We start from the raw sequence: 14,729 nt of genomic DNA on the forward strand, positions 1-14,729 counted from the left end.
TTATTATTCGTATCTTGTGGAACGAAATTATTAACCACAATACATAAGGTTTTCCTCATGTTCAATATTACATTTTTTACAGTACTTCATTGAAATGTGTCCCCCTCTATATGTATTCCATCTGTACTCATAGACCTGCTACAATAGCATATTCGTTTATAAGGTCCTTGCAGAGTTGTCTGTCTACTCAATTATCTGCCTCCATGTAAAATGTTGATTTTATAAGCTATTCCCTTCTATTAGGAGAAGGATAGAGCGCCCAATAACAATGGACGCTCAAATCAATTCAATTTGTTTTCATCATGTATACTTCCAGAGAAATATAGTTGGAAGAATTTACTCGAATATGTTCAATTGGCTTCTTCCCTTCAATGTCCATCAATTTAGGATTGGCATGAAGCGATTCCAGTTCTCCAATATAAAAGTTACTATTTTGTAAAGCTGCCTCATGCAACGGACTCTGTTTCTTATTATTCAAAATATTCACGTTCAACGCATTTTTCTTGATCACTAAATATGTTGCATAATCATTCTTACGAATTACCCAGTGCAAAATGCTATCTCCATTAGCATCCTGTGAATTAATCGTCAGCTCGCCATTAGCAATGGCTGCTGCAATCTTCTCGCTATCCAGTTTATCTCCTTTTGTGTATTGATCCACGTTGAAGGTTTTACCTCCTTGCTTAACATCTGATGTTGCTGGCTCACTTTTTGTAGTTGTTGTAGCAGATGGGGTAGAGGAGGGAGTAGTAGAAACCGTTCCATTGCTTTTAACCAACTCAATTTTACCGCCACTAGCGCTTGCTACATTATAGCCCATTGCACTTGCTGTATCTCTAAGAGGTAAATATGCTTTACCATTCACATTGACAGGACTATCGTTTAACTTAGCTTCTTGTCCATTGACCACAATTTTTGTAGGTGTCAATGTTGCTTTTAAATATGTACTTGCTCCTGCTACGCCACTAACTGCCACTGCAACACCAAATATTGCACCAGCGAGGAACGTTGGAATTCGCTTCTTCATTGTATATCCTCCAATTATTCGATTAGTATATGATTTTACACATACTTACAATATATATCGGAGAGGATAAGGGGAAACTATAGGTTACATGAAGTCGTAGCGAGTACCGTTGAAGGTGATTTTGCCTTTTGTTTTGATGTTGATGTCTCCGTTCTCTTCCATCTGGAATAACGAACCTCCTTGAGTTATAAAATTAAATGCTTTTCCCTTTAACGTTATAGCACCCCTATCAGCAAATACAGTAATGTCTTGATCGTTTAGCGTAACACTTCGCTCAAAACCAGTGTTGGATGAGAAGTACATCATGCTGTAGCTTCCCTTGGGCTTAACCAGAAATCCTTTGCTACTCATCGGTTCGCCAATCATAGCTGGATCAAAGGCATTGGATGAATCAAATTTTTTCATGCCATCTCCCTCACCCATAATCGTAACAGGGATTGCGTCTTCACCATCACCAATAAATGTTGAATGATTTCTAGCCTTTTTCATACTTGCCTTACGAATATCTACAGGGTCAGCAACAGGAATTTCCTCTGTGCGTCCGTGTTCATCGAACTTAATATGATACATGTAGATTGATCGTCCAATGCCTTCATCTGCTACAGCTTCGTAAATAGGAATGAAGAAATCAGGAGTGATATACGTAGTTTTGAGGTCAATATGACTCCCTGCTTGCCTCATTTTTGATCCATAGGTGGTAAACTGAATGTTCGAACTCCCATAATACATTGGCTGAGGTTTGAATCCTAATTCGCTATTGTTAAATTGCATCGTAGCCTTTCCATCTTTATCAAAGCCATATTTAGAGAAAGCTAGTTTATCGCCGGGATCAGCGTATTTATCAAACAAGTCTTTTGCTATCTCAGTTAACTTAGCGAAACTTCTGTTCTTCTGTTCCATAAAAGAAACCTGAAGCATTAGACACAATTCAATATCTCCGCTAAAAAAATAGGCTTCTCCATCAATTATCTTTATCTTCTCCGAAAACCCATCTACGTTACGATAAACAAGACCATTTTTATGAAATGAAACCGCCGTATCGACTGCCAAATAGTGCTCTCTCTCAAATGAAGCTGCTACACACAAACTCATAATTTTTATCCACCTTTTTATGTAATGTCAGATCTACTGGTATATGTTACTTGCTAATTTCTTTGACTTGCTTATCGAAAAATTCCTCGAACTCTATGCAAATATAGTGATAAAAATCGCCCTCAATGCCCAAAAACATGTCTTCATGATTTAGGTATGTTTCACCTACTACTTTGAGCATCTCAATATTTTCTTCAGTCTCATTTATGTAATTATATTCCAATTGCAACTCTATAAATTCTTTCATATAGCCATTCTTATCTTTTACGTCATAACAACGTTCCCCATTATCAAGAATTATTAACGGGTTCCTATTCTCATCCTTTGAAGCGTACAGTTCAATTAACTCCTGTCGATGCTTCCGATACTCTTCTATCTTCTCCTGAAGAATCTTTATAAACTTAGAACGCTGACGACTCCCCTTAGCATTCATTTCAAATTTCAAGCAAAATTGTACCAGCCATTCAAGCTGTTGATTCTGAATCTTCAAATTTAATGCACCTCGCCTTCTAAAATAAACTCCACAGAATACAGGTCAGAATATCGTTTTGTTACCTGCTCATCATCCAACATGACATCAATTTCCGAGTTACTTCTCATTCCAATTGCAAAGCCGTTCAGCCACTCCAACAACTTGTCCTGCTCTGCTTGAGTATTGTTATAATTCAAAGTGCCATTAGCCTTGTATTTCTCTCCACTTTTAAAATTGAAAAGCACCCCTAATTTCATAATCCTATCTTTCCTCTCTTATTTAAGAGTTTATTTTATTCCTGTATTAAGCTCCGCAAAATTTTGCGTACCTTGTCCACCGATCCTACTCACAGCTCACGCTAGAACAGCAATACAACCACCTCCCTTCATAGCCTGCCTTTTATTCAATCACGTTCAAATTCTATGTATCTATTATTCGTAATTCTCGTCGTCTTCACATTCAATACTTACGTCGGTATTGCTACTAATATCGCTATATGTATCTGATTCTTCATTCTTTGTAATGCTGTTATTAAAGCTCAGAATCTCTTTGTCACTTAGACCAACATCATTTAGTTTAATCAACAGTTTTGAAAGCTCTTTATGTGAAATCGTCCATCCACGTTCTACAAATTTGATTGTGCGAATAAAAGTATGTCCAATATTGCGTCCACGTTCATTGTTATAAACTAACTTCTTCTCATCTAGATATTTGAAATCACTCAATGTTCCAATCTCTCCGTTATAGTAGTAGAACATATTGTGTTTGAAATCGAATTCTGAAACCACATCATGAATGTTCCCGACCCACTGGGTAATGATTTGATATTTCCCGATTGTAATAGCGTTGTCTGTTATGATTAATGGTAGTCCTTTATATGTCCCCTTTTTAGCACTACTCTTCTCTTCCAAGCCCTCAATGCTATTAAAATACTCCTTCAATGTGTGTGCATACTTCTTGTTGGTCAGAAAAAAATCATAATCGTTCGGCTCTTCCCCATTGTAAATACTGTGAATGCATCCTCCAGCAATAAAAGCGTATGTATCGAATCGAGTTCGTAGATGGTTTGGCAATAGTTCTTTAAGGGTTCGCTTTGCTTGTTCATATTGATTGTCTTCAATCTCTTTTTCTGGCTCTGACAGATGGACATCATAACTGTCATTCAGAATCTGCTTATACTGTTTATAGAATAAATCCCTGTCTTTAATCTCTTTTCCCTGCTCGAAATGTCTCACTTTTTTATCTGAACAGCCCAATTTGTAACCAACACTTTGTTGAGACATCCCAAGTTCAATACGCTCTTCTTTCATATTTTTTCCGACAGTCAGCAATCATATTTACTATTCAATTCTTCATTCTCTCCTTGTGTATTTTTAGCTATTTGTTCCCGTACCAAGTTGGTACTGGTATCATCAATCCCTAAAATTTTAGAAACCTGTTCGTCAGTCAAGCCCATCATGATATAGTCTCTGTATGCTCTGCCCATTGGTGTACTAGAAGTCATAAGATTGTGTGCAATTTTTCTGTCCATTTAATATTTTCTCCTCGTATATGTATTGGTGTAATTCTGAGCTATTTTTACGGCTCCTACTTTAAGTTTATGGCAAAGGCTGCAAATCGTTAAGGTGCGTTACACTTTTTTATTTTCTGTGCATTTACACTTTAATTAGATATATGTCTAATCTTATAATTCAATCAATCTATTTGCTACTTCTGCAACGTACGATTGGAAAACTCCCCTTATCGGGTCGTGTTCCAACATTTGCTCCACAGCATACGCTATGTTGCTCATTTGTTTATTTTAAACCTTATCCAAATCCAACGTTCAGATAAACTATGCTCCAATTAAACCGATTAACACAACTCGTCAATCTCCCCATTGTAATCAAAAGTTTGATTGAAAAATAGCCGAATAGGGCATGTTTTTGACTATAACTCATAAAAATAAATGTGCAAAAAACATAGATAAACATTGAGTTTTTCATCAATCTCCCCATTTTTCTATATATTATATATAGGGAGATCGAAAAATATCTTTAATTAGTATATCCTCGTATGAGGAGAGACAAAGTTTGAAACGTTCTTCTTTAAATCCTTCTGTTGCTGAAATAGTTTAAAGATTACAGCCTGATGATGGAACGATATTCAATCCGAATCTGTTTTGCTCTTATGTACGTTTGGACGAGAATCAAATCTTTGTTAAAGTACCTTGTAAAGTGTTTAGTTTTAATATTGAATTGCTTGGCTATGTCCCTTTTTAGGTATGTTCCCGGTGGCTGACTAAGTAACCAATCCACAATTCTCTCTGTCAGTGTAACTTCATTTGATGATCCCGAAGCACCGTGTGACTCATGTCTGCTGACAAAATCATCTACGGTTAATTGGATTGGTTTAGCTATCTTAACACCCTTCAATTGTTTGACTACTCCGCTAAAAACCTTTTCTTCGTTTGTCACTATGTATATTTCTGCTTTGGGCTTAGGATTACGCTGTACTCGCTTCACTGTCTGGTACATCTCTGCAATGATGGTATGTTGCCTGATTTTCTCTAGGTCAGGATTTTTGAAAGATTTAGTTTTCCCGTTCTTAACAACACCTAATCCAATTCTCCAATCATGCTTATCTGTATACTGGCATAAATGTATGACGTGGGACTCAAAACGGGAATTAGGCGTACCAAGCAAGCAACAGCAATCGAAGTCGCGCCATTTGTTCTTACCTATCAGATTCCCGTACCAATTAACCGATATAGCTTCGCCATTATATTCATCCCCTATGGCAATGTCGGTGAATCCAGCTTGTTTGAGCTGGTGTATAAAGTCACCTTCACCATCGTTATCAGATAATACGAACTCCTTTTGTAAAATAATCAGATAGCGCTTTCCAAACTTATAGTTACGTTTGATAAAATTCGATATTTTCTCAAAGTATTCATTTTGATTAGTTTCAGTGTTCAGCTTCTTATGAATGCTTGTTTTGCTGGTATTGAATGTAATGTGCGTTATCGTTGAGCCTGAATGGTCTATAATCTTGGACTGCTTATCCAAAACAAATTTGATATTTCCATTTTTCACATTATATAAATGGTCTATCTGTCCGTTAGCGTCCAGTATTACGTTGTTGGCTAAGCAAAACAGTCTGTGATTTCTGTTATATGTACTGAGTGAATGGTAATTGTAGAAGCATGTGCTTTTATAAAATAATTCTAGTTTTTGTACAATGACTTTGAGATTATTATAGGCCGCTAAACCCTTGTTACGGATAATCTCTTCCTTGTTTTTGTTTATGACATTACACAACTCATAGACAGACTCCAAGCTATCTATTTTGGGATGACACCTTATTATTCCTCTGCTTGAGAGCTTTTTCCCTTCAGTTGTCTTCATTCGCTCACATTCTTTTATCTGATCAAGCAAGCCTTTCGTGGCATCATACAACAAGGGATGAAGAGTATGCGGTAAAACAGACAATATTGCATCATACTCCGATCTACTGAAACTGACAATATCGAAGTCGATACGTTCATCAATAATTTGTGTATGTCTGCCCTCCGTGAACCACAGCCTTAGTTCATCGTCTTCACACAGCATTTTATAGCGTGAATGCGTAATAATGAGAACATCCGAGTCACGTACAACCTCAAGATTCTGCCTATAATAATTCCAATTGTCAGAGGTAATCCCAATAACACGCTGATCTTTGCCTGTAATTCGTACGCTTCTGTCTCCAAATCCTCGGTATAACTTGTCTACATTTTCACCTATGTACTCAGCAGAATCTTCAACGTCCTTAGCAAACCGCTTCACCAACAAAAACTTTCTATATGAATACCCGTAATTGATGCCTGTAAACTGATAAGACTCTATGTATTCCTTTAAAATCCTATTTGTTTCCACCGACTTACCGAGTGAAGCCTCTAAATCAATAACTACAAACGTATTCGGGTCAGTTTTCCCTTCTAATACCCTACGTTTCATATTTGAAATTTTATTTGTATACTTCTCGCCGTAAACGTCATCAAATGTTGGAATAGAATGATTGGAATGTATTGGTTTAGCCCCTTACTGGCATTCTGCTGGCAAACTCATGAAACTCATGATCGGTTTTATAATCTGCCATTGCCTGTTGTAAGCGTTCACTAGAGCAAAACAAATAAACATTCCTCTCACTCTTCAAATCATCACCAATCGCAACTAACATAAATCCCTTTAATTGAAGATAAAGAGATAGTTTGCGCGAATGAATGACAGTTGTCCCATTAGAAATATTGACCACTCCCGTCCTTTTGATATCTAATTTTCAAAGATCGCACAACAAATAAACTTAACAATCCATTTCGATAGAGCAGATAAAACAATATTAAGTTTGCCAATCCTAAAACTACTTTAATTCAATCTATCTAATCTAGTATACATTCTATCTATTTGGTGTGTTTGAATCTACTTTTTTTGTTTGTATTCGTGGTAAAGCTTATGTATTTTCAGCTATTTAACTTCATTTCCTTTGAAGTGGTTTCACCTTCGTTTCAAATTTACGTCTCCTTTCAATTTATTTTATCGATTCATTTCTCTGTTACTATTTTAGTATAGCATATATCCCATTAAATGCAAGCCTTTCTTATATACTCTATTGATATACTTTTTGACTATAAATTTTATTGCTACAAAATAGTACATATAATGAAGGAAAAATGCTGATCACCATTTTAATCGCGCTCTGATCCCCACCCAAGCACAACAATTTATCACGGTTGGGAGCAAAGTGTATGCAAATATCATCCCCCTTTATTCAGATTGGATAACTACAAATAAAAGAAGCTTACTTCCTATGTTTAAGGAGCAAGCTTCTAGATATTCAATAATCGTTGTGAATTATACTGATGTAGGATTTTTATAGCACCAGTTTGGATCATAGGGCAGAGATTTGAACTTCTGCATATCTTCCCAACTGTAGACCCAATCGTAATCAGGAATCCAAAAATAGTCAGTAGGATTTAGCTTGAGATATTCATATATAAATCGAAAAATCAGTTCTTCAACACCATAAACATCTTCAATACATCCTACTTGATACAAAGACAAGCTTGAATCTAATCCACTAATATCCTCATCATGTTCATAATTAATTTCGTAATTATCAATTCCGTCAATATAGAATATAAACTGCTGGTTGTTTTCAGCACCCAGTGGGTTATAAGATATATTTAGAGTTGTTGAAAAAAACTGTTCATTTTTATATTTTTTATCATTATCAAAATATAATCCAGCATCTGCATGAAAGGCAGCTACGATTGCATCTCCTAGTAATTTCTCAGGAGTATATTTTTCCCGTTCCATTAAAATAAAAGCTGAACTCCCCATCACTTAACCACCTTTCTTAATTCCTCCAAGGAATTCACAACAGTTACTCCTAGCTTCTTGATATTATCTAATTTTTCTGTATTACTTGGAGATAGATTACCCAAAGGCTTATCAATATAAAGTATAACTTTTTTCTGTTCTGGATTAAAATAAAACTTATCAGTCGTAATAGTCATTTTCTCCAGTTGTCCTTCTTTAACTGCTTTGATTGAAGCCTTAACCTCAATTAATTCATTTTTAGTAACTACATCTAAATCACCTGCCAATTGACCATCTTTCTTTAATATTTTTTGTCCAAAACCAGTGACTTCCCTTTCTTCTTTTAAAAAGCTAGCTACTTTTGCTTCGGTTGCCTTTCCTACATCTGAGCTATTCATAAAGTTTTCAATGTCCCGATTAATATTTTTGGGATGTTGATCAACCCATGTCAATTCATTGCCAGCAGGGTTTGTATATTTCGTCTTATTTCCTTCCTTAATTAGACTACCCATATTATTATTGTGAGTTCCCTCGATGACATGTGGAGCCTTTTCTGCCTTAGCTCCCGAAGAAGGAGTAGATTTTGATGAGCCTCCACCTTCTCCTTTCGCCATCTGCCACAATTCTGCTGAGCTTTCTCCTACTCCTTTTGCACTCTTAACCGCAGTTGTAGCTCCATGCGACGCCAAAGCTGCCGATCCAATTAATCCGGGTACCCCGATTATACTCCCTACGCCTGTAGATGAAATAGCAACTGATAGTCCTTCTCCACCTATTCCAGCTACTACCTCACCAGCTCCCTGCAATGTTGTAGCTACATTTCCGAGAATTTCACCTACTTTAGCTGCCATGGGATGATCATAATTCCGTTCTTTATCAGGCCATATCCCCAATGTCAAATTCCCCTGAATAGCTCCTTTTGCTCCCTGTGCAGTATCCCAAAGGATTTCTCCTTGAAGTTTGCTGGCTTCCAATTGAGCTTCAGACTTGGTGATCTCAGCTTGTCCAATCTGTTCAAAGATTTTATGTAACCAACCTTCACCTGTGTACGCCGTTTTAACAGGGGTTCCAAGCCACGGCACATCCAGCACCACTTTCTCTCCATCTACCTGTGTAAAACTTTTTGAAATAAAGATGAGTTCTTGTGCAACCATAGATAGTCGTTCAAGCGTCACACTCATGGATTGTCGAGAAACCTGAAATTCCTGAAAAAATCTCTCTTGGGTGGCTCCAGACCAGCCTTGTTGCACAAAATCAATTCGTCCACTCAAATGATTCAGCATACGTTCCAATTCATGCTTTCCGTGTAAGAACTGATCAGCAACTTCCATCAGTTTGTCAGGTGGAACTAATATTCTCCCCATTCTACCACGCCCACTTTAATTTTGATGGAAATAATCTTATCAGAAGGGGTGATTTAGGGAAATCCATCTACTATCCTGTTATTTCCTTTTAATCCATGTGACCTTTGAACTGAGCTAAACAGATTTACTATGTCTAAAGTATTATAATCCTTTGTTATAAGATACATTTATCAACGTAGCACTATTAACCTTAAACTTCGTTCTGGAACCGTATCTTGCAATTCAGGAATAAGAGTGAGAAGTTTTTTGTAGTTATGTAACTGCTGCTTCGTGATATTAAGTTCTTGAGCTATATCAGTCTGCGTTTTTTTGTGAGTAAAATTATTTGACTCACCAATTCCATTTGTATACTGGTTACTCCCTTCTAGATTGGCGCTCCCATCCCTCACTCCATAAATTCTTTCCAACTCAACAATACATTTAGTAAGTTTCATAGGGTTCACAAATAAAAAAGAGGTGCAGTTTTTAAGAAGCAACCACACCCAATTAAGATTATTTATTGTTGTAAACTACATTCACAAATAAACCATCACTTTTGACATCAGGTAAACCAACCGTTTCTTTAATATTTAAAAATGATAGTTTGTCTTTCCATTCCTCTCTTTCTGAGTCTTTATAAGCATCTCCCTCACGGTCAAAAATATAGGCAACAACAGAAGATTTTATCTGAATAGAACCATTGGATAATCGAATCCATTCTGAAGGAGCTACAACTTGATTATCAGCAGATCTAATCATTCCTCCAGAAGCATTCAAGATTAATTCTGAGCCTTGATTTTTAATTACTACAATCTTCTTTTTACCATCCCACGTAATAGAATCAACATAATCACGAAATAAATCTTTAACAGGAATGTATCCAGAATTGTAATTGTACTCTTTCTTCTTTTTGTCACGAGAGATGACTAAAAAAGTCTTCTTTAAAGATGAACTATAAATTTTACTAGCATTTTTTTCAAGCGATTGTTTACTGTTTGCTGCGTAACTAGTGGTCGATAACACTAAGATCAGACACAATGAAAGCATGGTTACAAATGTTTTCCTCATTTCAACTCCTCCTTATAAATCCAAACGGTAACTAGTGTGAAAAAGTTGCGCTTTAGAATCCTACAGTATTTACGGATACAGTTTGTGAAGATACGCTACCTGATTTACTTACAGCCCCACTTGGAGTATCACTAGTCCCATGAATCTTGCCCCCAAAATTATGAGAGCTAAGCATGCCTTGTGTCATTTGCGTAGTTGTCCCATCAAGTCTCGTTACCTCGGTACTACTATAGTTTACAGTTACCTTACCAATATTCCCACCTGAATAATCATTCTTTGCTAGAGCAGTGACTCTTTTGACAGCTAGATTAGAAATTTCAGAATTACTTAAGGACTTACCATAAGTAAAAAGAATGTATTGGTTCACACCGTTTACATTAGTACCATTCACAAAATATTTGAATTTCGAGGTAGTTGTATCATATAAAATATTACTAATTATAGAAGTACCTGCTTTGTATCTTGGTGCGGCACTAGAATAGCCATCTGGAATTGGATTCTGAGTAAGCCCCTTTGGACGAATGATAGCCTGATAATCATTTTTCGCCTGACTATATTGAACCCCTCCTTCAATTTTGTAACCATCAGGATACAAAGAAGAAAGTACATCAATACCATTATACAAATACCCAGATACACTATTAGGAGTGTTTATAGCAGGAGATGACGGGAGAACGAACGAAGTCCGGATACCCTTATAACCAGTAGATGTAACTTGTCTAGCAAAAGCACCAGTGTCAGAACCACCGATAGTGGGATCAACATATGCTTGTAAAGAAATGCTATCTGAATTATCAAATTCTTGTTCGTTTATGTCTACTTTATTTACAACTTCTCCATTTTTGTCATAAACAAATCCATTGTCATCCATTGTATAAATATAGGCATTGTCCAATAAGTTTTCAAACTCATCTTTTACTGATTCATTATTGTATGTAGACTCAGATGCAGAAATGCTTTTTTTATTCACTTCAATACCGAACTCGCTTAAGTAGTCACTCCCATCTGTCTTGTTCAGGTGTGCAAGCTCATTAAGATGGAACTTCACTTGATCAATACGATCCTTGTCAATTTGTTGTTTGACGATTTCCTTATCCAACGGTACAGCACTACCTTCTGCTTTTACTGAGGTGAGAGGAGCCATACCAATTATTAAGGCTAGCCCCGCAATTGCTAAATGCTTTTTCATCTAAAAACCTCCCAATGTTTGATAAACACAGGATATAATATACAATGTTATACATTCTTTTACAATATTTTTTTATAGAAAAAGGAATTTTTATAATAATTTTAAAAAACCGCGAACAATTCATTGTCACATTTACAAAACAAAAAGGCTAGACGGACAATTCCATCTAACCTCTTTCTAAACTGATTATATTAGTGTACTACCCTGTTTACCATTGTATCCATATTAAGAATGATTAAATTTCACCGTGTTCATAATTAGACCTATTTCAGGAGTGCAGTTTTAACGAACTTTAACCTAATTCGTATTTAAGAACCTCCATGTTGTGCAAAGATTTGAAATCCCCCATTATGACTGTCCAGATAAATAGGTACAGCTAAGGTAAACAAAAAACTACTCGCAACGATCAGCATTACCACTTTTTTCAACATTGTTTAACCACACCTTTTCAATGAGATTGTAAAACTCTGTTTTGGTTTCAGATACCGCATGGGCTTTGAAACGCACAAACAACCCCATACAATTTATAAAATATGTCTCATTATTTAGTATATGCGCTTTTACCATTGCACAAAACAAATGATTAAAGCCATCATAATGCATCCCATGATTTAAATAATAATAAGCCAATTCATATCCACACAATGCCGAATAATCTGGTAACACTTGCTGGGTATACATGTCATCTGATGATAGTCGCTGAGATAAAGACGCAATCTCAGTTTCAAATCGTTTTAGTATATCATTTACATCTAGCTTATAACGGTTAGCTGCTGTCATAATGTTAAGTAGTTGAGTGACCCTATCTTCTTGAATCGTATCTGATGAGTCATCAATAAAGTTTATATATTCATGAAGCACACTCACATCACCAGATAAAAGCTTATTTGCAAGTATATTAGCTTTTGACCAGTGTAAATACAGTTTCATCCAATGCAGAGCATCCTCATCGGTCTCTCTAACCCAATCTAAATTGGAATAAGCATTTGTATAATGTAAAGCCCCCTCATAATCACCCAGCTCTTCACATACATTCGCGCGCAGCAAATCGGCATAAGTAATGTATACAAACAGGGGACGACTTAGCTTATAACTTGATTCGCTCTGTGCTCGGCTGTTCTGTTGATGTTTCAGTGCATATTGTATTTCCGCTTTAGCTCTCATTTGCCTTGCCATTTCGTCTACCTTGTCCCATTTACGCAAAGACCTGTACACGTTTGCCAAATCCTTTAATGCGTCAAGTTGGTCTATTTCATCTAGGCGTTCGACAAAAGCTTCAAATACCGCTGCCGCCCTGATGTTACGACTTTGATCGTCTCCAACTTGAATCGTAAATATGCGATATTGGCAGACTGCCAAGCGTTCAGAATGTTGATATCTTTCCGCTTCAGCTACTCCCTCATAAAGCAGCAATGCAGCCTCATGTCGCCCCAGCGACAATAATTCTTCTGCAATTTCAAATAGCTTGGGTGAATACAGCAGATTGTCCATGATGGCTCCCACCACTCGACGGATTGCATCCAACTTGTCCAACTCCGCACAGCGAAACAAAAAGGGCTCGATTCTCCTCATATTCGGAGGATGGTCGATGATGTAGTTTTCTATAAATAAATCATAATAGTGACCTTCTGGTAAACCCATAGCCTCAGTGATTAAGTCAAGCTGGTTAACAGACATTGACTTATTACCTGTTACAATGCTACTTATTATTCCCCTATTCATCCCTGCGATTTGTCCAAATTGCGATAATGTTAAGCTTTCTTGTTGTAGAAATTGTTCCAATTCTGCTCTAATCGTGGGTGTAATTTTCATCGATAAACCACCCTTTCAACGTAGACTAACAAATACGATGCATAGTTAAAATTATTATGTAGTTGTGAAACAAGTAGTAAAATACATTTGTTTTATTGCTTTTAATTGTACCATCTTTTGGCATAAAATCACATACCTTTCATATATGTATTTTAGATACCTTTTGGGATAGTTTTCGAGGATTTTATAATTAAAAGTATCGTCCTCATATTGATGTATAGTTTATTGGGAAAATCAGAATACAACTCATCCAATACAAAGTTACTCTATTGAATAGTCATGTACGTATTCCCTTGTAATTAATCTATGATTTGAGCTTAGATTGGATGTATAGCATAGAAGCAACCTTAATGATATTTAGGATGATATCCAGTCAAAAAATAACTTGAGTGTAAAAGTGGATGTGCTAGGGGCAATTCTGGAAATTAAATAGACGTTTATGATGTAAAACACCCCCCACTATGTAATATTTGACCTCCAAATATTGAGCAGAATGAACATGACAAAGAAACCTAGACATAATCAACTAGGTTTCATACACATGAACAATATCTTATCCTAATTGTTGTTGCTGTTGCTCATATTCTTTAACTCTACGATAAAACGTTCTGTTTTTCATACCTAGTTCTTTCATTGCCTCCACAGCCTTGATTGCTCCAGATTTCCATTTGTCATATACATGAGCAAATTCATCTGTGATCTCCTGCTTAGGACGACCAAATTTCACCCCTGCTGCTTTGGCTACCTCTATCCCTTCACTCTGTCTTTGTTTATTTTTTAACCTTTCCTGTGCAGCAACGTATGCAAGCATACTTAGGAATTGATCCTCTAGGAGTTTACCTAAGTCACCCATTGTTTTGAACTTGCGACTATCAAATAAAATTTCATTATCCAAACATATAATGTCTGCTCCAACTTCCCGTGTGATGTATTTCCATTCGTCTATAATACCATCATAATCTCGGCCTAGTCTGTCCAGTGCATCTATGTAAATTAAATCACCCTCACGAATCATTAACCGCATTGCCTGATAGCGAGGTCGGTTAAAATTCTTACCACTTAACTTGTCCACAAAAATATATCTTTCATCAATTTTCAATTCTCGAAACTTTACTAGTTGTCGCTCTGGATTTTGATCCTTAGCAGATACTCTACCATAGGCTAGTTTCAATACATTTACACTCCCTTATACCAATGTTGTGCCAAAAAGTATACACATTTCATGTCATGCGACTAAATTCATTATACCACTTTTTGTCACACTTAAACAGGTATCTTTCTAATATGTCTAAAAGCATACTATATGACACAGTAGAATAGCTTTTAACCCAATGAAATTATAGAAATACCTTTCTATTTCTATCAGGTATATAAGATATATAAAAGG

Annotated in this window: 14 protein-coding genes; all 14 read right to left on the bottom strand. The window is 36.3% G+C overall.

The window, feature by feature from the left end; all coding sequences use genetic code 11:
• Positions 1 to 286: 286 nt before the first annotated feature.
• The 14 genes from KSP24_RS07710 to KSP24_RS07770 all read right to left on the bottom strand — a co-directional run bounded on the left by KSP24_RS07710 (position 287) and on the right by KSP24_RS07770 (position 14,513).
• The gene (locus KSP24_RS07710; RefSeq protein WP_216974835.1) at positions 287 to 1,027 is read right to left on the bottom strand and encodes a stalk domain-containing protein; all 741 of its coding nucleotides are present in this window, start codon (positions 1,025 to 1,027) and stop codon (positions 287 to 289) included.
• Positions 1,028 to 1,111: 84 nt separating this feature from the next.
• The gene (locus tag KSP24_RS07715; protein WP_064962942.1) at positions 1,112 to 2,119 is read right to left on the bottom strand and encodes a hypothetical protein; all 1,008 of its coding nucleotides are present in this window, start codon (positions 2,117 to 2,119) and stop codon (positions 1,112 to 1,114) included.
• A 46-nt stretch (positions 2,120 to 2,165) separates the two neighbouring features.
• Positions 2,166 to 2,609 (bottom strand): DUF1617 family protein, encoded by a 444-nt coding sequence (locus KSP24_RS07720; protein WP_216974836.1) that lies wholly within the window; start codon positions 2,607 to 2,609, stop codon positions 2,166 to 2,168.
• Between the two features lie 2 nt (positions 2,610 to 2,611).
• Positions 2,612 to 2,848 (bottom strand): hypothetical protein, encoded by a 237-nt coding sequence (locus KSP24_RS07725; RefSeq protein ID WP_216974837.1) that lies wholly within the window; start codon positions 2,846 to 2,848, stop codon positions 2,612 to 2,614.
• A gap of 174 nt (positions 2,849 to 3,022) precedes the next feature.
• Positions 3,023 to 3,901, bottom strand: coding sequence for a Gabija anti-defense Gad2 family protein (locus KSP24_RS07730; protein ID WP_216974838.1), 879 nt, complete (start codon positions 3,899 to 3,901; stop codon positions 3,023 to 3,025).
• A gap of 14 nt (positions 3,902 to 3,915) precedes the next feature.
• Positions 3,916 to 4,122: a hypothetical protein gene (locus KSP24_RS07735; RefSeq protein ID WP_216974839.1), complete on the bottom strand. Its 207-nt coding sequence runs from the start codon at positions 4,120 to 4,122 to the stop codon at positions 3,916 to 3,918.
• Positions 4,123 to 4,711: 589 nt separating this feature from the next.
• Positions 4,712 to 6,568, bottom strand: a complete 1,857-nt coding sequence (locus KSP24_RS07740) for a hypothetical protein (RefSeq protein WP_216974840.1) — start codon at positions 6,566 to 6,568, stop codon at positions 4,712 to 4,714.
• A 76-nt stretch (positions 6,569 to 6,644) separates the two neighbouring features.
• Positions 6,645 to 6,866 (bottom strand): DUF5659 domain-containing protein, encoded by a 222-nt coding sequence (locus KSP24_RS25605; RefSeq protein WP_367949301.1) that lies wholly within the window; start codon positions 6,864 to 6,866, stop codon positions 6,645 to 6,647.
• Positions 6,867 to 7,462: 596 nt separating this feature from the next.
• On the bottom strand, positions 7,463 to 7,951 hold the full coding sequence (locus KSP24_RS07745) for a hypothetical protein (RefSeq protein ID WP_216974841.1): 489 nt from the start codon (positions 7,949 to 7,951) through the stop codon (positions 7,463 to 7,465).
• A complete protein-coding gene (locus KSP24_RS07750) occupies positions 7,951 to 9,294 on the bottom strand; it encodes a WXG100 family type VII secretion target (RefSeq protein WP_216974842.1) in 1,344 nt (447 codons plus the stop codon). The genes KSP24_RS07745 and KSP24_RS07750 overlap by 1 nt, the downstream gene beginning before the upstream one ends.
• Positions 9,295 to 9,786: 492 nt before the next feature.
• Complete coding sequence (locus KSP24_RS07755) at positions 9,787 to 10,341, bottom strand: hypothetical protein (RefSeq protein ID WP_216974843.1); 555 nt, start codon at positions 10,339 to 10,341, stop codon at positions 9,787 to 9,789.
• 52 nt (positions 10,342 to 10,393) lie between these two features.
• Positions 10,394 to 11,530 carry a hypothetical protein gene (locus tag KSP24_RS07760; protein WP_102163305.1) on the bottom strand — a complete coding sequence of 379 codons (1,137 nt, stop codon included), beginning with the start codon at positions 11,528 to 11,530 and terminating at the stop codon, positions 10,394 to 10,396.
• Positions 11,531 to 11,923: 393 nt separating this feature from the next.
• Positions 11,924 to 13,342, bottom strand: coding sequence for a transcriptional regulator (locus KSP24_RS07765; RefSeq protein ID WP_216974844.1), 1,419 nt, complete (start codon positions 13,340 to 13,342; stop codon positions 11,924 to 11,926).
• Positions 13,343 to 13,895: 553 nt separating this feature from the next.
• Positions 13,896 to 14,513, bottom strand: coding sequence for a recombinase family protein (locus KSP24_RS07770; protein WP_216974845.1), 618 nt, complete (start codon positions 14,511 to 14,513; stop codon positions 13,896 to 13,898).
• Positions 14,514 to 14,729 lie beyond the last annotated feature (216 nt).

The organism is Paenibacillus sp. AK121 (assembly GCF_019042715.1).
Classification (GTDB): Bacteria; Bacillota; Bacilli; order Paenibacillales; family Paenibacillaceae; genus Paenibacillus; species Paenibacillus polymyxa_C.